At 32.2% G+C, this 21,353-nt stretch carries 24 protein-coding genes and 1 pseudogene; 6 read left to right on the plus strand and 19 right to left on the minus strand.

What is annotated here, in order from left to right; genetic code table 11:
- Window positions 1–104 precede the first annotated feature (104 nt).
- The 4 genes from HA144_RS08945 to ruvB are packed head-to-tail and all read right to left on the minus strand — an operon-like array spanning window position 105 to window position 3,335.
- Window positions 105–320, minus strand: coding sequence for a DUF3188 domain-containing protein (locus HA144_RS08945; RefSeq protein WP_209043695.1), 216 nt, complete (start codon window positions 318–320; stop codon window positions 105–107).
- Entirely contained in the window at window positions 317–1,501 is a 1,185-nt protein-coding gene (locus HA144_RS08950; protein WP_209043696.1) for an amidohydrolase, read from the minus strand. Before HA144_RS08950 ends, HA144_RS08945 begins: the two co-directional genes overlap by 4 nt.
- A gap of 3 nt (window positions 1,502–1,504) precedes the next feature.
- Window positions 1,505–2,293 (minus strand): tetratricopeptide repeat protein, encoded by a 789-nt coding sequence (locus tag HA144_RS08955; RefSeq protein WP_209043697.1) that lies wholly within the window; start codon window positions 2,291–2,293, stop codon window positions 1,505–1,507.
- Window positions 2,280–3,335, minus strand: coding sequence for a Holliday junction branch migration DNA helicase RuvB (gene ruvB / locus HA144_RS08960; protein ID WP_209043698.1), 1,056 nt, complete (start codon window positions 3,333–3,335; stop codon window positions 2,280–2,282). Before ruvB ends, HA144_RS08955 begins: the two co-directional genes overlap by 14 nt.
- A 52-nt stretch (window positions 3,336–3,387) precedes the next feature.
- On the opposite strand from ruvB, the gene smpB reads away from it, so the two are divergent.
- Entirely contained in the window at window positions 3,388–3,882 is a 495-nt protein-coding gene (smpB, locus tag HA144_RS08965; RefSeq protein ID WP_209043699.1) for an SsrA-binding protein SmpB, read from the plus strand.
- A gap of 27 nt (window positions 3,883–3,909) precedes the next feature.
- Here smpB and HA144_RS08970 read toward each other — a convergent pair whose 3' ends face one another.
- The 6 genes and pseudogenes from HA144_RS08970 to HA144_RS08995 all read right to left on the minus strand — a co-directional run bounded on the left by HA144_RS08970 (window position 3,910) and on the right by HA144_RS08995 (window position 9,023).
- Complete coding sequence (locus HA144_RS08970) at window positions 3,910–4,155, minus strand: hypothetical protein (RefSeq protein WP_002805793.1); 246 nt, start codon at window positions 4,153–4,155, stop codon at window positions 3,910–3,912.
- Between the two features lie 29 nt (window positions 4,156–4,184).
- Window positions 4,185–5,724, minus strand: a pseudogene (gene lysS, locus HA144_RS08975) (lysine--tRNA ligase).
- Window positions 5,725–5,773: 49 nt separating this feature from the next.
- Window positions 5,774–6,520, minus strand: coding sequence for a response regulator transcription factor RpaB (gene rpaB, locus HA144_RS08980; RefSeq protein WP_209043701.1), 747 nt, complete (start codon window positions 6,518–6,520; stop codon window positions 5,774–5,776).
- 181 nt (window positions 6,521–6,701) lie between these two features.
- Window positions 6,702–7,217: a hypothetical protein gene (locus HA144_RS08985; RefSeq protein WP_209043702.1), complete on the minus strand. Its 516-nt coding sequence runs from the start codon at window positions 7,215–7,217 to the stop codon at window positions 6,702–6,704.
- Window positions 7,217–7,966 (minus strand): rod shape-determining protein MreC, encoded by a 750-nt coding sequence (mreC, locus tag HA144_RS08990; protein WP_209043703.1) that lies wholly within the window; start codon window positions 7,964–7,966, stop codon window positions 7,217–7,219. Before mreC ends, HA144_RS08985 begins: the two co-directional genes overlap by 1 nt.
- Before the next feature lie 4 nt (window positions 7,967–7,970).
- Complete coding sequence (locus HA144_RS08995) at window positions 7,971–9,023, minus strand: rod shape-determining protein (protein ID WP_032522752.1); 1,053 nt, start codon at window positions 9,021–9,023, stop codon at window positions 7,971–7,973.
- A gap of 131 nt (window positions 9,024–9,154) precedes the next feature.
- On the opposite strand from HA144_RS08995, the gene HA144_RS09000 reads away from it, so the two are divergent.
- Window positions 9,155–9,526 (plus strand): single-stranded DNA-binding protein, encoded by a 372-nt coding sequence (locus HA144_RS09000; protein ID WP_209043704.1) that lies wholly within the window; start codon window positions 9,155–9,157, stop codon window positions 9,524–9,526.
- On the opposite strand, the gene HA144_RS09005 is transcribed toward HA144_RS09000, so the two are convergent.
- Both HA144_RS09005 and ahcY read right to left on the minus strand, forming a co-directional pair.
- Window positions 9,523–10,182: a DedA family protein gene (locus tag HA144_RS09005; RefSeq protein ID WP_209043705.1), complete on the minus strand. Its 660-nt coding sequence runs from the start codon at window positions 10,180–10,182 to the stop codon at window positions 9,523–9,525. The genes HA144_RS09000 and HA144_RS09005 overlap by 4 nt on opposite strands.
- Window position 10,183: 1 nt before the next feature.
- Entirely contained in the window at window positions 10,184–11,602 is a 1,419-nt protein-coding gene (ahcY, locus tag HA144_RS09010) for an adenosylhomocysteinase (protein ID WP_209043706.1), read from the minus strand.
- Window positions 11,603–11,653: 51 nt separating this feature from the next.
- Here ahcY and tsaE point away from each other — a divergent pair, with 51 nt between their 5' ends.
- Window positions 11,654–12,091 (plus strand): tRNA (adenosine(37)-N6)-threonylcarbamoyltransferase complex ATPase subunit type 1 TsaE, encoded by a 438-nt coding sequence (gene tsaE / locus HA144_RS09015; protein ID WP_209043707.1) that lies wholly within the window; start codon window positions 11,654–11,656, stop codon window positions 12,089–12,091.
- Here tsaE and HA144_RS09020 read toward each other — a convergent pair.
- Window positions 12,049–13,047, minus strand: coding sequence for a carbohydrate kinase family protein (locus HA144_RS09020; RefSeq protein WP_209043708.1), 999 nt, complete (start codon window positions 13,045–13,047; stop codon window positions 12,049–12,051). The two genes, tsaE and HA144_RS09020, sit on opposite strands and share 43 nt — an antisense overlap.
- 109 nt (window positions 13,048–13,156) lie before the next feature.
- Here HA144_RS09020 and HA144_RS09025 point away from each other — a divergent pair, with 109 nt between their 5' ends.
- Entirely contained in the window at window positions 13,157–14,071 is a 915-nt protein-coding gene (locus tag HA144_RS09025; protein WP_209043709.1) for an alpha/beta fold hydrolase, read from the plus strand.
- Here HA144_RS09025 and HA144_RS09030 read toward each other — a convergent pair.
- From HA144_RS09030 to gyrB, 6 genes are all read right to left on the minus strand, one after another.
- A complete protein-coding gene (locus HA144_RS09030) occupies window positions 14,056–15,057 on the minus strand; it encodes an RpoD/SigA family RNA polymerase sigma factor (protein WP_209043710.1) in 1,002 nt (333 codons plus the stop codon). The two genes, HA144_RS09025 and HA144_RS09030, sit on opposite strands and share 16 nt — an antisense overlap.
- A 105-nt stretch (window positions 15,058–15,162) precedes the next feature.
- Complete coding sequence (gene mgtE / locus HA144_RS09035; protein WP_209043711.1) at window positions 15,163–16,563, minus strand: magnesium transporter; 1,401 nt, start codon at window positions 16,561–16,563, stop codon at window positions 15,163–15,165.
- Window positions 16,564–16,606: 43 nt separating this feature from the next.
- Entirely contained in the window at window positions 16,607–16,936 is a 330-nt protein-coding gene (locus tag HA144_RS09040) for a CrcB family protein (RefSeq protein ID WP_209043712.1), read from the minus strand.
- A 1-nt stretch (window position 16,937) separates the two neighbouring features.
- Window positions 16,938–17,303 (minus strand): fluoride efflux transporter FluC, encoded by a 366-nt coding sequence (locus HA144_RS09045; protein ID WP_209043713.1) that lies wholly within the window; start codon window positions 17,301–17,303, stop codon window positions 16,938–16,940.
- A gap of 3 nt (window positions 17,304–17,306) precedes the next feature.
- Window positions 17,307–17,636, minus strand: coding sequence for a hypothetical protein (locus HA144_RS09050; protein ID WP_209043714.1), 330 nt, complete (start codon window positions 17,634–17,636; stop codon window positions 17,307–17,309).
- Window positions 17,633–19,600: a DNA topoisomerase (ATP-hydrolyzing) subunit B gene (gyrB, locus tag HA144_RS09055; protein WP_209043715.1), complete on the minus strand. Its 1,968-nt coding sequence runs from the start codon at window positions 19,598–19,600 to the stop codon at window positions 17,633–17,635. The genes HA144_RS09050 and gyrB overlap by 4 nt, the downstream gene beginning before the upstream one ends.
- Window positions 19,601–19,749: 149 nt before the next feature.
- Here gyrB and miaA point away from each other — a divergent pair, with 149 nt between their 5' ends.
- Window positions 19,750–20,649, plus strand: coding sequence for a tRNA (adenosine(37)-N6)-dimethylallyltransferase MiaA (gene miaA, locus HA144_RS09060; RefSeq protein ID WP_209043716.1), 900 nt, complete (start codon window positions 19,750–19,752; stop codon window positions 20,647–20,649).
- Window positions 20,650–20,704: 55 nt separating this feature from the next.
- Complete coding sequence (gene infC / locus HA144_RS09065) at window positions 20,705–21,277, plus strand: translation initiation factor IF-3 (protein WP_209043717.1); 573 nt, start codon at window positions 20,705–20,707, stop codon at window positions 21,275–21,277.
- Window positions 21,278–21,353 lie beyond the last annotated feature (76 nt).

Here is a 21,353-nt window from a genome sequence, read left to right on the forward strand (position 1 = left end):
TCTCAGCTAAGTTGAATTTCCTAGCACCCCTAGTATTTATTTTATTAATAGCTCTTTTATAAAAAATAGTCATCAAATATTGCATAAAAATATATAAAGTATTTTTATTTGACTTTTTGATAAGACTTTATCTTTTTTAAAATATTATTTCTATCCAACTTTCTCCTTACATCTTTCTCCAAAATAATTGAAATACCCATTAAACCAATAGGCAAATAAAAAATCTTCTTAGAATTGTTCCTTACAACTAAACCAATAGCGGATACAAAGATCATAAAAGGAGCCACAAAAGACAAAAAAAATCTTTTATTAATTATCATTTATCAAATTTATTAATTAATTTATTGTTTAATTTTACTATGGATTCTGTTATCACTTTAATTCCAACAGCAATAGCTCTTTCATCTGGATCAAATTTGGAACTGTGTAGAGGAGCACATCCATTCGAAGTTGAAACACCTAGTCTAAACATAGCTCCAGGAATATCATTCAAGAACTCTGCGAAATCTTCTGCACCTAATGATGGTTTTTGTAGTTCTATAACATTTTCTTGACCCAAAATCTTAATACCAGAATCTCTGAGAACTTTATTAAGTTCAAAATCGTTATTAACTGGAGGAGTAATTTCTCTAAATAATACTTTTACTTCAGCTCCGCAACTATTAGCTAAAGAGGAGATATTTTCACTGAGCCAATTACCAATATTTTTAAATAATTTAGGATTAGTGCATCTAACAGTACCAATTAAACTAACCTTTTCAGCAAGAACATTAAATGCATTACCACCATTAATCTTACCAAAAGTTATTACTACAGGATCTAAAGGATCTAACTTCCTTGTTATTAATTCTTGAATTCCAGAAATAACTTTAGAGGCAACCCAAATAGCATCAACCCCTTCATGAGGTCGAGCACCATGACCTGATTTTCCTTTAATCTCTACTTTGAGTTCTCCAGCAGCTGCTGTTAAACTTCCCTCTTTTATTCCAATAGTCCCTACGGGCAAATCGGGGTATACATGAACGCCTAAAATATGAGTTAAACCATTAGTTGCACCGTCCTTAATCATCCATCTAGCTCCACTAGCAATTTCTTCAGCTGGCTGAAAAATTATCCTAGTCCCGAAATTAAGTTTTAGATCCTTCACAATTTTTGCTATTCCCAACCCAATCGTTATATGCAAATCATGACCACACGCGTGCATAACACCATCTACTTTTGAAGAAAAACTTAATTTAGTTTGCTCAAATATTGGTAAAGCATCCATATCAACTCTGATGCCTATAATACCTTTTTCTAAGGGGCCAAAATCAGCTATAACGCCAGTCCTACCTATGGATTCTGTAACTGACCAACCAATATTTTTTAAATAACCACTTATTAAAATTGCTGTTTGATTTTCAAGCCCACTTAATTCCGGGTGGGCATGAATATGTCTTCTTAAATTAATTAATTCGTCATTGAACGAATCAACTTGTTTAAAAATCTGATCTCTATTCATTTCTTATTTTAAATCAATAAATTTCATTAAATATTTAGTCGGTTTTGGAGGCCATCTTCTTACTTTTATTAACCACTCCTCATCACTATACCTAGGATCTAATTCAGTTACCGCTATCCAATTACTCTCTGCTTTACCAGATTCACCCTTCGACCAATTCAAAGCTGTTAAAGCTGCCCTAGCATCTGCGAAAGTTGGATAACGTCTAATTAATTTTTTTAATTCTATTTCAGAGTCATCAATATTCCCCAACTGGAAATCTGCTAAAGCCATGCTTGACCTAGCCATAGCAAATCCAGGATTATATAATGCAGCTTTTGAAAATAAATCTCTTGCTTTTTCCCATTGTGATGTGGAACCCTCAACATTAGCCAAATTATATAATGCAGAAAAATTCTTACTATCCTGCGAAATAACAAACATATAATCTTTTCTCGCTTCCGACCATTGCCCTAATGCTTCCTCCGCTATACCTCTGTTAATGTAAGGATCTATTTCTCTAGGATTTAAACTTATTGCCTTATTTTGGTCATCTATTGATCCTTCTAAATCTCCTATTACAAGTCTTACATTTCCTCTGTTACTCAAACCTGCAGCATCATTAGGATAAGAATCAAGATAGCGATCCCACTCTTCTAAAGCAAGATTAAATTTTCCGCCTGAGCTTAAATCTAATGCATTCTTAAACAAATCCTCTCTCAAAGATAATGAATATGATGGGTAAATATAAAAAATATTGACAAAAACAAAAAACAATATAAAACAAACTTTAACTTTTTTAAAAGTTATCATGTTTTGAATCAATGTACTTTTTGCCTAAATCAGTAAGCATTCTTCCTCGAGGGGTTCTCATGAGGAAACCAATTTGTATTAGATATGGCTCAACTACAAATTCTAACATTGAGGAATCATCACCCAAGCCAGCCGCAATTGAATCAAGACCAGTTGGATTATTATTATTCCTAATAAAAGATAAATATTGTCTATCTAAAAAATCCAATCCCTTTTCGTCTATTTGATAAGAATTTAAAGCTTTTTTTATTAAATTAACTGAGATAACATTGGTTTTTATAACGACTTGAGCATAATCTCTAACTCTTCTTAACAATCTCAAAGCAATTCTTGGAGTCCCTCGGGATATCTTTGCTAAATTATAAGATGCTTCATCATCTAAATTAAGGTTTATCAATCGGGAGAAATTAACAATTATTTGTTGTAATTCATCATATGTATAAAATTCAATTTTCTGAGATATTCCAAATCTATCTCTTAGAGGCGCACTAATTGAGGCTAATTTAGTTGTCGCACCAATCAGAGTAAACTTGGGAAGATTAATTGTTCTGCAACGAGTTCCTCTATTAGCTCCCATAGTTAAATCTAATCTGAAATCTTCCATTGCAGAATATAACAACTCTTCAGTTAACCTATTTAAGCGATGTATTTCATCAATAAATAAAACTTCACCTTCATGTAATCCAAGCAGCAAACCTATTATATCTCTTGGTCTTTCAATTGCTGGTGCAGTAGTTATTCTACATCTTGTATTCATTTCATGGGCTATCAAAAAAGCCAGAGTGGTCTTACCTAGACCAGGCTGTCCGTATAAAAGAATATGCTCTAAGGGTTCTTTTCTATAAATTGAAGCATCTATAGCTATTCTCAAAGAAGACTTAAGTTGATCTTGACCAATAAATTCTTGTAAAGTTTCAGGCCGAGCTAGATTCAGGTTATTACTTTTCTTTTCTTCTGGAATTATTTTTGAATCAACTAGCCTAATTTCTTTTTTAATTCGAGGATAGTTATTATCGCCTATATTGGAAGAAATTATTGCCATAATGAAAGGTTAATAGCAATTGTTCTGAGTAGGAAAATTTTTTACAACTAAAATGGCAAAAAATTCAAACAAAAGTCAACAAAATACTAAAAAAGATAATAATTATAAACGTCTAGCTGAAAATAGATATGCTAAATTTCAATATGCAATATCTGAAACAATTGAAGCTGGAATTGAACTTTTAGGAACTGAAGTAAAGTCTATTAGAAACGGAAAAGCAAATTTAAGAGATGGTTACTGTTCATTCAGAGATGGTGAGATTTTATTATTAAATGTCCACATTTCACCACATAAGAATGTAGGTTCTTTTTTTAATCATGATCCATTACGAAATAGAAAGTTGCTACTTCATAAAAAAGAAATAATCAAACTTAAATCCAATACTGAAAAAAAAGGAATGACTATTGTTCCACTATCACTATATTTAAAAGGGTCATGGATCAAACTAACTATTGGAGTCGGTAAAGGGAAAAAAATACATGATAAAAGACAAGATGAAAAACAAAAGACTATCAAAAAAGAAATCAACTCTGCACTAAAAAGGTAAAAATATTAATAAGAATTTTTGGAACTATTAATCTAAGCTTACTGAACTTGGAGGAGGGGATGGATCTGGATCTGCAATTAACATGTGTTGTAAAACAGTTTCAGGTCTCTCACTATCTCTCCAGCGAATTTTATACGCTGGCATTTTTGTCCCTCTGCTTGTAGTTTGCTCTACTGGTTCAATAACCCACCCTCTTCTTGATCGGCCTTGAGGATTTCTTTTCACTACTGCATCCGCATGTTTAAAACGGAAACCAACACGTTCACCACTCATTTAAAAAAATTCGTATTGGAATAATTTTTCTATTTTACTTCATTACAAGGTTAATTTTTCATTTTTATTAGAAGTTATTTCTGGTTTTAACAATGGGAAAGGAATTACATCTCTAATTGAGGGACTATTTGTAATTAACATAACAAGTCTATCAATACCTATGCCTAATCCTCCAGTAGGAGGCATGCCAATCTCTAAAGCATTCAAAAAATCTTCATCTATACAATGAGCCTCGAAATCCCCTTCATCTCTAAGACTCTGCTGTAATTGCATTCGTTCTCTTTGATCTACTGGATCTATCAATTCACTAAAAGCATTTGCCAGCTCACGTCCAACAATAAATAATTCGAATCTCTGAACCATTTCTTTATTATCAAGATGAGGCCGAGCTAAAGGAGAAATTTCAATAGGATAATCGGTAACAAAAGTAGGTTCTATGAGTTCTGACTCTACTTTTTGCTCGAAGACTTCATTTAAAAGTCTTCCCATAGTATTAACCTTATTAGAAAATTCAACATTTTTTCTTCTAGCGGCTTGTTTTGCTGCTTGAAAATCTCCAGAGAAAGAATCAAAATCAATACCTGTATATTGTTTGACTATATCTTTCATTGATATTCTTAACCAAGGTTGCGAAAAATCAATTTCTTTATTTTGATAATTTATTACTAAAGAGCCACATGCATCAGCTACGACATCTTTAATCAATTCTTCTGTTAAATCCATCATATTTACATAATTAGAAAAAGCTTGATAAATTTCAACTGAGGTAAATTCTGGATTATGTTTCGTGCTTATCCCCTCATTCCGGAAGATTCTTCCCAATTCATAAACTTTCTCAAATCCTCCAACAACCATTCTTTTTAAGTGTAATTCTGTAGCTATTCGTAGATACAGCGGAATATCTAATGTGTTGTGATGAGTAATAAATGGTCTTGCTTCAGCACCACCAGCCTCAGATTGCAGAATTGGAGTCTCTATTTCTAAGAAATTTCTGTTATCTAGCCATTTTCTTATAAAACTTATACATTTTGCTCTTGTTTTAAATACATTTTTAGAATAAGGATTAACTATTAAATCTAAATAACGTTGTCTATATCTTTTTTCGATATCAGTCAATCCGTGCCATTTATCGGGTAAAGGTTGTAATGATTTGGATAGCATTTCCCATTTTTCAACTTTAATCGAAATCTCACCTTTATTAGTTTTTTTAATAGTTCCGTAGATTCCTATCCAATCACCAATATCTACTATTTCCTTAATATCTTCAAAAGAAAGTAATTTTTGGGTTTCTAAATTGCAATCGATAATCCTTTTATCTATGTAAAGCTGAATCTGGCCTTCTTGATCGCTTATTTTGTAAAAAGCAATTTTACCCATTACTCTTTTTGCCATGACTCTACCAGCAATAGAGACATTAAAGTTTTCCTCTTGACCATTTTCTAAATAATCAAATTTTTGAATAAGAAATTGTGTGGTATGGGAAACTTGAAAACTCTCTGCGTAAGAAGCAAATCCTTTACTTACTAGTGAATTAGCTTTTTGTAAGCGAGCTGCTCTAATTTCAGACAAAATTTAATTTAATGTTTTCTTTTATTTAATAAAAGTATCAGACCAAGGCTTAACTTGCCAAAGATGTTGCTGTTTCGCCAATTCTCTGAGATGCATAACCGATCCCTCTAACAGTCAATATTAATTCTGGATTCCTAGGGTCAGGTTCCAATTTACCCCTTAGTCTCGCTACGTATACATCTACAACTCTTAGATCTGCGGCTCTCCTAGGAGGATAACCCCACAACTGTTCTAAAATTTCTGCTCGTGGCACAACTTTTCCCGGTTCATCAAATAATAATTCTAAAAGACTAAATTCGGTATAAGTTAGACTAATTCTTTCTCCTGCCCTAGAAACTTGTCTTCTATTAGTATCAACAACTAAACTTCCAAATTTCATAACACCCTTGCCAGATGGGGTTTCTTTCGTTTCAGTAACAGTTACGGCAGGACCCATTCGTCTCAGAATAGTAGCAATTCTGGCCTCCAACTCTTTTGGACTAAATGGTTTTGATAAATAATCATCAGCTCCTAAATCTAAACCTGCGACTCTCTCTGAAATTGCTTCTAATGCAGTCAAAAATATAATTGGGACTACTGATTCAGCTCTAATTCTTCGACATACTGCAAATCCATCCATTTTGGGCAACATAACATCAAGAACTATTAAATCAGGTGAATCTCTATGGAAAGACTCAATAGCTTCTTCGCCGTTAGTAGCTGAATAAACTTGATATCCTGCTAATTGAAGTCTTGTAACTAATACCTTCAAAACTGCTGGTTCATCATCAACAACTAAAATTCTTGCTTTTGACATAGGTAAAAAAGATTTCCAGATATTTCAAAGCAAATATTTATTGCATTGAAAATTCATTCTAACAATTAAAAATATAACATTACGACGCCTAAAACAGATATACCAAAGATTTACTAAATTTTTCCATAATCTAAAAATATAAATTTTGCGAACACTTTTTCGTCATTTGGGCAATTTATTATCATGCTTTTTTCCTAGAAAATTTTAAAAAACTAAAAAGTTGAGAGCAAATTAAAGGGCCAAAAAAACCTGTAAGAAAAACTTCAGCTAAAATGTTTTGAATACTAGGGATAAAAAGTAAAAAAGTACTATCTGATAAATTTTTGACCAAAATCTGTACAAAACATAAGGTAGAACATAAAAAACTGCCAATAGAACAGATTAAACCATACCTAAAATGTCCCAACAAAATATTACTATGAATTTTTATTCTCCCAAACCATATTCCACACAAAATCAAACCTGGAATTTGAGTAAAACTACTATCAAGAGTTACAGAATCTAAAATTAGCCCTAAAAAAAAACCATATATTAATCCATTGATTGATCCATTAATCATTGACCATGGCAACAACCAAAATAAAGGCCAATATGGTTGGATACCTAAAAATCCTAGCCAATTTGGATGCCACAAAAAAATGATAGGGATAAGAATAAAACTTATGATGGATAATTTTTCTTTGAAAAATTTATTCATTAAGTTTTTGCTTTTAAAATTTGCACCCAATCAATTACATTAGGTTTTGCCAAAAGTAATATTTTTGCCCTTTTTTTTGCTTTAAATGGCTCGTTTACAGATTGGACAATACCAATAGGGATATTTGGGGGTAATAAAGTACTAGCAGGAGAAGATGACACAAAATCTCCAACTTTTATATCAGCATCTTTTGAATACAATATTAAATTAGGATAATTATCTCCAGAACCAATAAGTAGTCCATTAATTTGAATTCTATCTACCCATACTCCAACTTTACTTTCTGGAGAGGTTAATAATTTTACCGTCGAAGTAAAAAAAGAAGTACTTCCTACTCTTCCAACTAATCCACCCGGTCCCAAAACAATACTTCCAATTTCAACCCCATCTTTTGAACCTTTATTCAATATAATCTGTCTCCACCAACTTCCTGTTTTTCTAGAAATGACTGCAGCTGAAATAGTATTACTATTAGCTGATTCTTGAAGATTTAGAATTTGCCTCAATCTTAAATTATCTTTTTCAAGAAGATTTAATTTCATTAGAGATTCTTTTTCTTTGCTCTTCAGAATAACTTCTTTTTGAAATTGGCCTGGCCAAAAAGGCTTTGAAATAAAATAATAAAAATCCTTATAAAGAGCACCTTTTGAAATCCTGACACAAATCAAAAATAAAGAAATCACGAATAAAATCCAATTTTTCTTTTTATGCCACCAACGATTAGTAGAAATTCGTCGGATATCTAACATAGTATCAATCTCTTATTGCGTTCCTTATAAAGTCTGGAGTATCAACAACTCTTTTAAGCTTTTTAAAATCATCCAAAACTTCTCCACAACCATTAACTACGCACAATAGTGGGTTTTCTGCAATGTGAGTAAATATTCCCGTTTCATCGCTCACTAAGTCATTAATGCCTCTTACTAAAGCTCCTCCTCCTGCAAGCATAATACCCCTATCAACAATATCTGCGGCTAGTTCTGGAGGAGTTCGCTCTAAAGTTCTTTTTACAGCTTCAACTATTTTACTGAGAGGATCAGCCATAGCTTCTCTAATTTCTCCAGAAGTCAATGTTACTGACCTTGGTAAACCAGATAAAAGATGTAAACCCCTAACCTCTAGAGAGGTTTTATCAAAATCATCATCTGGAAATGCAGACCCAATTTTGATTTTAATATCTTCTGAAGTTCTTTCTCCAACGACTAAATTATGAACTTTTTTAAGATAAAGAGCAATTGATTCATTGATTTCATCACCAGCAATTCGAACTGATTCACTTAATACAGTTCCACCTAGACTTAATACTGCAACCTCCGTAGTGCCACCACCAATATCAACAATCATAGTGCCAATTGGTTCAGTTACTGGTAATGATGCTCCTATTGCCGCTGCCACAGGTTCATCAATTAAGTGAACTTCTCGAGCTCCGGCTAATCCAGCTTCTCTGACTGCTCTTCGCTCAACACTAGTAACTCCGCTTGGAATACCAATTACTATTCTAGGGGCTAATAAGCCCTTACCTTCATTACATTTTTGAATAAATGTCTTTATCATTTGCTCTGCCGCATCAAAATCTGCTATGACCCCATCTCTTAAGGGTCTCACAGCTCTTATGTTACCTGGAGTTCTTCCTAACATTAACTTAGCTTCTTTACCAACTGCTAATGGTACCCCTTCTTCTAAATCCATTGCCACCACTGAGGGCTCTTGTAAAACAACCCCTTTCCCTGATACATGTATAAGAGTATTGGCAGTTCCCAAATCTATACCAATGTCTCTTGAAAATTTAAATCTGTTGAAAATCACAATAAAAACTCTTTTTTTAAATAATATATCTATTTTTTATTGAGCTTTCAGATTTCTCTCATTTAGTTATGAATAGCACTTAAAACTTTGAGCAAAAACTCAAAATATGAGTAGTATTAGTTAAAAAAATTATGGAAATTAACACTATTAACTTAGTTGGTAGAGCTGGTAGAGAACCAGATGTCAGATATTTTGAATCTGGTAGCATCGTAGCGAATTTTACTTTGGCAGTTAACCGAAGAAGCAGAGATGAAGAGCCGGACTGGTTTAATTTAGAAATTTGGGGAAAACAAGCTCAAATAGCAGCTGATTACGTTAAAAAAGGATCTTTAATTGGAATTACAGGAAGCTTTAAAATTGATAGTTGGAAAGACAAAAATACAGGTGAAGACAGATATAAACCAGTAATTAGAGTAGATAGATTAAATTTGCTAAGCTCTCGAAAAGAGTCTGAAAATAATCAATATACTAACAACAATAACTCTAGTGAAATTCCTTTTTAAGATCTAATTTTTTTTATAAATCTAATAATTAGTTTTATAAAAAAATATAAAAAAATAAAAATTAAAACTGGCTTCACAAAATATTTAATTTGATCTACATAAGTTTCAATGATTTGATAATTTTCACCAAATAAATAACCTGCGTATGAAAGCAATGCAACCCATATTAAACTACCTAATGAAGTCCAAATAAGAAATTTTTTTAATGGCATTAATTCTATACCAGCAGGAATGGAAATTAATGTTCTGACACCAGGGATTAATCGGCCCCAAAACACTAAAGATATGCCGTATCTCTCAAACCATTTTTTACTTTTTAATAAATCATTAGAAGAAATTCCTAAGTATTTTCCTTTTTTATCTAGAAAGTTTGAAAGTCTTTTTTCATTTACTAATCTGCCTAAATAATACCAAGGTAATGAACCTAAAATCGTTCCTAATAACCCCCAAAAAACTAAAATATAGAAATTTAATTTTTGTTGATAAACAAAAAATCCTCCTAATGGCATAATTATCTCAGAAGGAATTGGGGGAATTATATTTTCTAAAAGCATAGCCAAACAAATAGTTAGATACGCAATCGTTGAATTCTTTTCAACGGCTAAATTGATATATTCAGGAATTGAAGTAATAAAACTTGCAAAAATTATACTCAAACTAATATCTATAAAGTTCTGGTTTATAAGGTCCCTCAACAGATACATTAATGTAGTCTGCCTGTTCTTTAGTTAATTTGGTTAGTTTTGCACCAATTTTATCAAGATGTAATCTAGCTACCATTTCATCTAAATGTTTTGGTAGCACATAAACTTCTTTAGCATATTGCTCTGACTTATTGAAAAGTTCAATTTGAGCTAATACTTGATTTGTAAAAGAATTACTCATAACAAAACTAGGATGTCCAGTGGCACAGCCCAAGTTAACCAATCTACCTTCGGCTAAAAGAATGATTTTGTTTCCACTTGGTAAGGTTATATGGTCAACCTGAGGTTTAATATTTTCCCATGGGTAATTTTTTAATGAAGCTACATCAATTTCATTATCGAAATGACCAATATTACAAACTATGGCTTCATCCTTCATTTTAACGAGATTTTCATGTGTTATTACTTGATAATTACCAGTAGCTGTAACAAATATATCTATATCTTCAACAACATCATCTAAGGTAACAACGCTATAACCTTCCATTGCAGCTTGAAGAGCGCAAATTGGATCAACTTCAGCAACTTTAACTATTGCACCAAGTCCTCTTAGCGACTGTGCTGAACCTTTGCCGACATCACCAAAACCAATTACCAATGCTACTTTGCCAGCAATCATCACATCAGTTGCCCGCTTAATGCTATCAACTAATGATTCTCTACATCCGTATAGATTATCAAATTTACTCTTAGTTACTGAATCATTAACATTAATAGCTGGAAAAGGCAAAGCATTTTGCTTTTGAAGCTGATAAAGTCTCGCAACTCCAGTAGTGGTTTCTTCAGTGACACCAATAATATTTTTCTTAATTCTAGAGTAAAAGCTACTATCAACTTGTAACTTAGATTTTATAGATTTGAATAAAGCAATTTCTTCTTCATTAGAAGGATTATTCAAAACAGTCAAATCTTTTTCTGCCTTGCTACCAAGTATCAATAAACCAGTTGCATCTCCTCCATCATCAAGAATCATATTCGGAGAATCTGAACCCCAATCAAGAATATAATGGGTGTATTGCCAATATTCATCGAGAGTCTCACCCTTTTTCGCGTATACAGGAATACCTTTATCTGCAATAGCTGCAGCTGCATGATCTTGGGTAGAAAAAATATTGCATGAAGCCCATTTGACTTCTGCACCAAGATCAACAAGTGTTTCTATTAATACCGCAGTCTGTATTGTCATATGAAGACTTCCAGCTATTTTTGCACCTTGAAGAGGCTTTTCAGATTTATATTTATCTCTAAGTGCCATTAATCCTGGCATTTCTGTTTCAGCAATTTTTATTTCTTTTCGCCCAAAATCAGATAACGAGATGTCAGCAATTACGAAGTTTGGGATCGATGTTTTAATTGAATTCGCGATAATCATATTTTATGAATACTTTTTCTATTAAACTATAGATGATTTTTGTGTGAATTTGTGTTTGTTGAGAATTTAATAGAGACTTTAAATTTAGGTGAAAAGCTCTCACGAAAATTAAACCCACAATCAATTGTGTTACTGCAAGGTCCCATTGGGGCAGGAAAAACTTCATTTGTGCAAGGCATTGCCAAAGGATTATCAATCTCTGAGGATATTACAAGCCCTACATTTGCTTTATCTCATCACTATAATTCTGGAAAAATCCCTCTAATTCACCTTGATTTATACAGGTTAGAAAATAGTTCTTCAGCAAAAGAAATTTTTTTTTCAGAAGAAGAAGAAGCATTACAAAGCAAAGCTATTTTAGTTATTGAATGGCCAGAATTAATAGAACCACTTATTGAAAATTTCTGGAAAGTAGAAATTAGTTACGCAAAAAATTGTGGAAGGCACTACGAGATTAGGGATCCTAAAAATTTATTAACCTTTTCATAATCTGGCTGTTGCTCAATTGCACCTTCACCAAGACAAGTCAATAGTCCACAAGCACATGCAAACTTAACGCAATCTTCTATCTCTATTTCATTTGAGGGGTAACCAGATGAAATTAATTTTGAAATTAAGCCAGCTAGAAAAGCATCACCTGCACCAGTAGTATCGACTATTTTTTTTGAATTAGGAGTTTGGGTGGTTCCCTTAAATCCATTGATATACCATGCAACAGGTTTTTTCCCATCAGTTATTATTACATCAGGTTTTTTAGACATTTGTTGAGATATAAGCAACGGATCTTCATTATCAAAAAACAAGGTCGCTTCCTCCTTTGCAAGTTTTAAAACATGAGCATGATTTAAAAATTTTTTAATTAAATTTACTCTCGCAGTTCCACTAATTTCTGATGAAAAATGTGAATAATCCCAAAAAACCTCTCTCCAGTTCAAATCAATAATTATTTTGATTCCAAAATTCTTGGCCTTTTCTAGAAGAAAATAAATAGTCTCTTTAGATATTGGAGATGTTAACAAATTAGTTCCTGTAACTAAATATTGTGTTTCTAAGAAAAATTTCTCTAAATTGAGAAGTTGTTTTTCAATTAATTTCTTACTAAAAGCTTCGTCAGCAAAGCATGAATTAGGGCTTCCCTCAAATCCCGAAAAATAACGATCTCCAGATCGATCTCTGTCTACATTAACCACACGAGTAGATAAATCATTATCTAATTGCAAGAAATCTAAATTAACCTCCAATTGATTAAATTGCGTAATAAAATTTTTTCCGAAATTATCACTTCCTAAACGTCCAATAAACATTGAATCTATTTTCAATTTTCTTAATGCACAAGCAACATTGGCTGGTGCGCCACCCAAAAAATCTGTAAATCCTAGATTACAATCATTTCTAATCCTATCTATTAAAGCCTCTCCAATACATACGACCTTGGTCTTTTTCATAAAAATTGCCCCTTTTTTTTAACTAAGAATAATTAATTAAAAACAAATAATTTTTTTTTGAATTAAAGTTTAATTAATAACTAATTCTTTAATTAATAACCAATTCATAGTGTCTTTTAATAAATCTAGAACCTGGAAATGGAAAAATTGGGATATTTCTTGGTCTTTATCAAAAAATTCTACTTTCGAAAATAATACAAATATTTTGCTAGTACATGGATTTGGAGCGTCAAAAAATCATTGGAGACATAATCAAGATTTTCTTGGCAATGTTTCTAATTGCTACGCAATTGACTTACTAGGATTCGGAGAAAGCAGTCAGCCTAGCGCTTCGTTAAATTATGAACCCTATAAAAAAAATTGCATTAAATATTCATTTGACTTGTGGAGTAATCAAATATCGACATTTTGTTCAGAAGTAATAAAATCTCCTGTTTACGTAGTGGGTAATTCAATTGGTGGTGTAATTGCATTGAAAACTGCTGAAATTCTCAGAGATAATTGTAAAGGAGCTATTTTAATTGATTGTGCCCAAAGAACTATGGATGATAAACGCTTAAAAAAAAGTGATATTTTAATGAATTTAATAAGGCCTTTATTAAAAACCTTTGTAAGGCAAAGAATAATTAGCAATACACTTTTTACAAGAGCTGCTAATCCACAAGTTATAAAAAAAATACTCGCACAAGCATACCCCTCAGGCAAAAATATAGATGAAGAATTAATTGAAATTCTATATCGACCCTCTACTAGGAAAAACTCTAAAGAGGCATTTCGTGGCTTTATTAATTTATTTGATGATTATCTTGCTACAGATCTTTTCAGTAAGATTGATATCCCCATCCAATTAATTTGGGGAGAAAAAGATCCTTGGGAATCTTTAAATGAAGCCAAAGAGTGGAAGAAAAGATTCAATAACATCAAAAGACTAGATATTATTCAAGGTGCTGGTCACTGTCCTCATGATGAAGAACCTGAAGAAACCAATAAGTTAATATGTGAATTTATTCAGGAAACAAAATAAGCTTCTACATTATCGCTAAGTCTTCTAAGACCCCTTAAGCCGTCTCGTTCTAAATTTCTTACTCGATCTCTACTTATACCCAGTACTCTTCCTATACCTGTAAGTGACATAGGCTCATCACCATCCATACCGTATCTCATTCTTAAAACCCTACATTGCAGGTCTGGTAATTGATGCAAAAGAGAATGAAGATCACCCCTCATACAATCCATCTCTATTTGTTCATCTGGCAAATCCTCTCCGCCAGCCAGTAAATCTAATAAAACAGTATCTTCGCCATCACCAACTTTTGTTTCAAGACTAACTGGCTGGCCAGCTTTGCACATCAAATCTTTAACATCTTCTTCTGGAAGCTCAACATATTTCGCTAATTCACTTACTGTTGGAGTTCTTGACATTTCTTGACTCAACTCTCTTTGACCTTTTTTTAACTTATTCAACATTTCAGTAATATGAATTGGTAGCCTTATTGCCCTGCTTTTTTCAGCTATCGCTCTTGTAATTCCTTGTCTAATCCACCAATATGCATATGTTGAAAACTTATAACCTCTAGCTGGATCAAATTTTTCTACACCCCTTACCAAACCAATAGTTCCCTCTTGAATTAAATCTAATAATTCCATATTTCTTTTTGTATATTTTTTTGCAACACTAACTACCAACCTTAAATTAGCTGCAACCATTCTTTCTTTAGCCCTTTGTCCAGCTCTTAATCTTTTTTTTATGATAGAAGTGGGTAAATTTAATTTTTTTGATAATTCGTCAACAGTTGGCTTATCTCCTGTTAATTCAATAAATTCCAATTCTGCTCTTTCTACTTGCATATATTCTTGAACCTGCCTACCAAGAGTTATTTCTTGTTCGTGAGATAGAAGTGGAACTCTACCAATATCTCTTAGATAAGATCTAACAAGGTCTACATCGTTACTAGCTTTTAGACTTGATATTGTTGCTAATTTATTCTCACTTAATGTTTCAGAAGACATGAAAGTTAAATGTTGTTTTGTAAACAATACCATTAAGAAATGTAAAGTTAAACAAAAAAATCCACAAATTTACAAAAATGAGAATAAATACCTAGTGGATTCAGACTATGAAGAGCTTAATAACCAATTTGCTGTACTTAGATAAATAAAAACACCTGCTATGTCGGTGACAGTAGTTATAAAAGGAGATGACATTAAAGCTGGATCTAATCTCATTCTGTCAAACAATAAAGGTAAAATGGCACCAGTTGTAGCAGCTAAAGTCGTTATAGATATTAAACTTATTCCTACTGCAGAAGCTATTAGAGGGCCTTCTCCTTGCCACCAAGCAAAGGGGAATACTACTATCATCATCAAAATACCTAAGAGAGCGCCTGTTATTGCCTCCTTAATTACTGCCTTAATTGCTCCAAGAGACTTCAATTTTTGAGTACTTAAACCTCTAATTACAACCGTTGAGCTTTGAGCGCCAACATTTCCCCCAGTACCAATGAGTAGTGGGATAAATGCAGCTAGCAAAACTACCTCTTTTAAAATTTGATCATTCATCGCTATAACCTTTGTAGTCAAACCATTTGCCAAAACCAAAATTAACAACCACAAAATTCTTCGTCTAGCTATGGTAAATAAACTACTCTGGAAATAATCATCTTCATCTCCAGGTTGAACTGCCCCAGCCGCATAAATATCTCTTGTTGCTTCTTGCTCTATAACATCAATTAAATCGTCAACAGTTACTATTCCAACAAGTCTTTTTTCTTTATCAACAACTGGGAGCGCTAAGAAATCATATCGTTGTATCGCTCTTGCGACTTCTTCTTGATTCGTATTCGTTGAGATATTAACAACATCTCTTGTCATAACATCTCCAATCGGCTTGGAAGGATCCGCAGTTACAAGATCTCTTAAAGAAAGAATACCCGTTAGATGTCTTTCTTTATCCGTAACGTATAAACTATAAATTGTTTCTGTAAACGGAGCTCTTTTTCTGACTAATGAAAGAGCCTCAGCTGCCGTTTGCATCTCTTTAAGGTCTATGAATTCGGTTGTCATTAATCTTCCAGCAGTTTCCGGTTCATATCCAAGTAATTCAGCTGTTACTTTTCTTTCACCAGGGCTCAGAGCAGACAAAAATCTTCGTACAACTTTTGCAGGTAATTCGTCAAAGAGTTGAACCCTATCATCAGGCGACATTTTCTCAACTATTTCTAAAACTTCTCCTGAACGAAGTCTGTCTAATAAAGTTTGTTGAACTATTGGATCTAAATATTCATAAACCTCAATTGCCTCATTTTTTTTTAATAATCTAAAAGCTAATGCCTGCAAAATTAATGGAAGACTTCCAATAGCCTCTGCAATATCAACAGGTTGGGAAGGTTCTAAAAGTAACTTTGCCTCATCATAATTTCCTGCGATAAGTAATTCTTCAAGTTGAACAGTAATATTTTCTCGAGTACTTAAATCTGAAGATAAGGATGTAACTGTTTCAAGATTATTTTCATTCATAAATATAATCCCTTGTCAAAGTAACATCACTATTATATGAAATCTAAGTAATTTTTCTACTAATTAAAAAGCCAAAATACATTGTGAATAGATTTAAGATAATGATTAAATTAAAAAAAATTATAAATCTTATCAAATCTCCTTGATTAAGAATTTTATATAAGAAATATATAAATCCACTAAAGGACGTAAAGCAAGAAAAAAAACCACTTAGTAAAATTTTTTCGCTTGAGTAACTTAATCTTTTACTAATAATAAAACCAACAAAAAATGAGCCGAGTATTGAAATAATAAAGTTATTATCTATAAAAAGTCTTAAAAAAGTACCTAAATAAGAGGCTAAAAGAAGATAAAAAAAAGTTTGTATTTTCAATTTAAAAAAAAATAATAAGAAAGTAACCTAAATAAAAGAAAAGAAAAGAAAATACAATTACTTCTATATAGTGAAAAAATAATCTTATGAATTTCCTCTTCCTCAGAAGAACAAATAGTTGAAAAATAAAGGAAGAAAATGTACTAAAACAACCTAAAAAACCAGTATAAAATAATAACAATATGTCGTTATTATTAAAATTTAATGCTACTAAAATTCCTAGACAAAATGATGCTATGAAATTCACGATTGAAGTATTCTGAATATCAAATCCTATATTTATTTTTAAATAATTTTGTATGAATATTCTAAATATTAAACCAAGAAAACTGCCAATAAAAATTATAGCTATTGAATTAAAATCCAAAATTTAGATTTTTATCCAGCCTTTTGTAATCTTATTAGGATCGTCTAAAAATTTATTAGAAGCTAATTCAACTCTAGCCCAAATTTCACTTTCGTTGATTTTCCAATTTCGTAAAACTGATAAGGTTGTACCTATATCAAGAACTAATAATTCATTAGAATGAACTTCAGGAAAAGAATAAAGAGAGGTATTAGCACTCAATATAATTTCATTTATGTTATGGGAAAACTTATTTTGATTTAAACTTTTTTGGATTCCACCAGCAGGTAACGTAATTGGAGCAATTAATGCAAACGTAAATAAGCAAAAATTCTTTAGGATATTGTTAATCATATATCTAAAGTTGCCATATCTAAGTTGCTACTATGAGTTTCAATAAATTCTCTTCTTGGTGCAACTTTGTCTCCCATTAATATGTTGAATATTCTGTCAGCTTCAAGTGCATCTTCAATTTCAACCCTTTTCATCATCCTAGTTTGAGGATTCATAGTTGTATCCCACAATTGTCTTGGCATCATCTCGCCTAAGCCCTTAAATCTTTGAATATTATAATTAGCATTTTCTCCAAAATCTCTAATTGTATCCTTTAATTGATTCTCGTTATAGCAGTATTTATGATTTTTGCCTCTTTCAACTTTATAGAGGGGAGGACAAGCAATGTAAATAAAACCTTTTTCAACAAGTTCTCTTTGATATCTATAAAAAAATGTCAATAATAAAGTTCTAATATGAGCACCATCAACATCAGCATCAGTCATAATTACAACCCTGTGATATCTCAAAGAGCTCGCGTCAAACTCCTCTCCTTTTATTCCTAAGCCTAATGCTGTTATTAATGACTGGATTTCTGTATTTTTATAAATTTTTGTATCGTCTGTTTTTTCAATATTGAGAATTTTACCCCTGAGAGGCAATATAGCCTGAAAATTTCTATCTCTACCTTGTTTGGCCGAACCACCAGCAGAATCTCCTTCAACTATATAAATTTCAGATTCTGAAGGATCTCTAGAACTGCAATCTGCCAACTTACCAGGTAAAGTTGAACTTTCAAGAACACTTTTTCTTCTGACTAATTCTCTAGCCCTTCTTGCAGCTTCAGCCGCATTAAATGATTGAATTGCTTTTTCAAGAATCAAGTCTAAAATTCCAGGATTGAATTCCATATATTTTGTAAGAGCTTCTCCTATAAGAGAATCAACAATTCCTCGTACTTCAGTATTCCCTAATTTTGTTTTTGTTTGTCCTTCAAATTCAGGATCTGGAACTTTCACTGATAAAACTACAGTCAATCCCTCTCTGATATTTTCACCAGCTAAATTTTTTTCAATATCTTTTCTTTTGCCTCTTTTTTTTGCAAGATTATTGAATGTCCTTGTCAAAACTGTTTTTAATCCTTCAATATGGGTTCCCCCATCAATAGTTCTAATATTATTAGCAAAACCTAATATATTATCTGAATATACATCTGAACACCATTGCAAAGCTGCTTCTACATAAACATTTTCTTTCTGTGAATCAACATAAATTATCTCAGGATGAATAGAATCCTTTTCTGAATTCATGTATTGAACATATTCTTTAATTCCTCCTTCATACATATAAATTTCTTCTTTGAAAGAACCGTCTGATAATTCACTTCGCTCATCTCTAAAAACAATTTTTACACCACCATTGAGATAAGCTAATTCTCTTAATCTTGATGAAAGAAGAGAATATTCAAATTCAATTCCTCCAGAAAAAATTGTTTTATCTGGTTTAAAGCAGATAGTGGTTCCTTTTTTAAAGGGTTTTATGGACTGTTTTTTAGTTTGTAATTCACCCTTCGATACACCTTTTTCGAATCTTTGATTAAACTCACTGCCATCTCTAAAAACAGTCACATTGACCCATTCGCTTAAAGCATTAACTACAGATATTCCAACTCCATGCAGTCCGCCCGAAACTTTATAACCGCCACTTCCAAATTTTCCTCCCGCATGAAGTACGGTCAGCACAGTTTCTAAGGCACTTTTCCCTGTCCTTGGATGAATATCTGTTGGGATACCTCGTCCATTATCAGAAATTAAAGCAGATCCATCTGCCCTAAGAACTATTTCTATATGATTACAATGTCCTGCAAGTGCTTCATCTACTGAATTATCAACAACCTCATATACAAGATGATGCAAACCTCTCGGACCTGTAGAACCTATATACATCCCTGGACGTTTACGAACTGGTTCTAACCCCTCTAAAACCTGAATCTGTTCCGCACCATAATCATTTGAGATTTTATTAGATCTTTTGTCCTCGCTCATTTAATATAAAAAAATTAAACTTTTAAAAATTATAATTTTTAAAAGGTCTTTCATTAAACTTACCACTGCAATAAGAGAAAGGCTCGAAGTCTATGAAAAATTTAATCTCTTTAGTTATATAGCAGATAAATTATTCTTAAGAAACTTGTATGTCTTCCAATCCACCTCATGTAATAGTTTTAATTGGGCCCACTGCAAGTGGGAAAACAGACCTGGCTATTGAAATCGCAGATTATTTTAAGACTCACATACACAATATCGATTCAAGACAAATTTATAAGTCAATGGATATTGGCACAGCCAAACCTTCTAAGAGGCAGCAAAAAAAAATAAAGCATTTTTTATTAGATATCTCAGAGCCTATTTACCCAATTAATGTAAAACAATTTCAAAAAATTGCTCAAGAATCAATACAAAAGGAAATCAATAAGAATCATCTACCTTTTCTTGTCGGAGGAAGTGGTTTATATATGAACTCAATAACAAAAGGTTTTTTTGTACCAGATGTTCCTCCGCAGAATAATTTGAGAGGACAATTAGAAGAACTTGGGCAAACAAAATGTTGGGAACTTTTAAAAAATTGTGATCCAATATCAACAAAAAAAATCAATTTTGCGGATCGCGTTAGAACAATAAGAGCTTTGGAGGTTTTTTATGTAACAGGCAAACCTTTATCAACTCAAAAGGCACAAAAACCTCCTAACTGGCGAATACTAGAGCTTGGATTAGACAGAGATAATTTAAAAAATAGAATTTTACAAAGAACAAGAAATATGTATTCTTTTGGAATTATTGAAGAGACAAAACAACTTATTTCTAAATATGGATCTGATTTACCGATATTAGAAACAATTGGTTACCGAGAAGTTAAACAAGTTTTAAATAACAAATTAACTATTGAAGAGGCGATTGAGTTAACTACTACTAAAACAATACAATTTGCTAAAAGACAAAAAACATGGTTTCGTAATAAAAATAATCCTGTTTGGCTTAATAACAAAAACCTGCTAAAAGATGCAATAATTAAAATAGAGTCTTTTTTAGGCTAACTTTATAAAATAAGAGATTTTGTTCATCAACCAATCAATCTATTAACTAAACTGAATGCCACCACGCCCACGTTTTGACCGCCGCGCTCCAGTTAGAGAGCTGCCAAACATTAATGAAAGAATAAAATACCCTCAATTGAGAGTCGTTGATTCAGATGGAAAACAATTAGGAGTTATAGATAGATTAAAAGCATTAGAAATAGCATCTCAAAGAGAACTTGATTTGGTTCTTGTTAGCGAAAAAGCAGATCCTCCTGTTTGTAGAATCATGGACTATGGAAAATATAAATTTGAACAAGAAAAAAAAGCGAAAGAAGCTAGAAAAAAATCTCATCAAACAGAAGTTAAAGAAGTAAAAATGAGATACAAAATTGCAAAACATGATTATGACGTACGGATAGGTCAAGCTACTAAATTTTTAAAATCGGGAGATAAAGTAAAATGCACAGTGATTTTCAGAGGTAGAGAAATTCAACACTCAAATTTAGCTGAAACACTGCTTTTGAAAATGGCTAATGATTTAGAAGAACAATCTGAAGTACAACAAAAGCCAACAAGAGAAGGAAGAAACATGATTATGTTTTTAAGCCCTAGAAAAACTCCCCTTATAAAAAAAGATGGAGAATGAGAAATCATTATCGAAAAGCTATGACAAATGTTAATGTGTCACTATTAATAAATATTAATTAGGTAGGACTTTTCTA

It is taken from the genome of Prochlorococcus marinus XMU1404, from assembly GCF_017696175.1.
Taxonomy (GTDB): domain Bacteria; phylum Cyanobacteriota; class Cyanobacteriia; order PCC-6307; family Cyanobiaceae; genus Prochlorococcus_A; species Prochlorococcus_A marinus_X.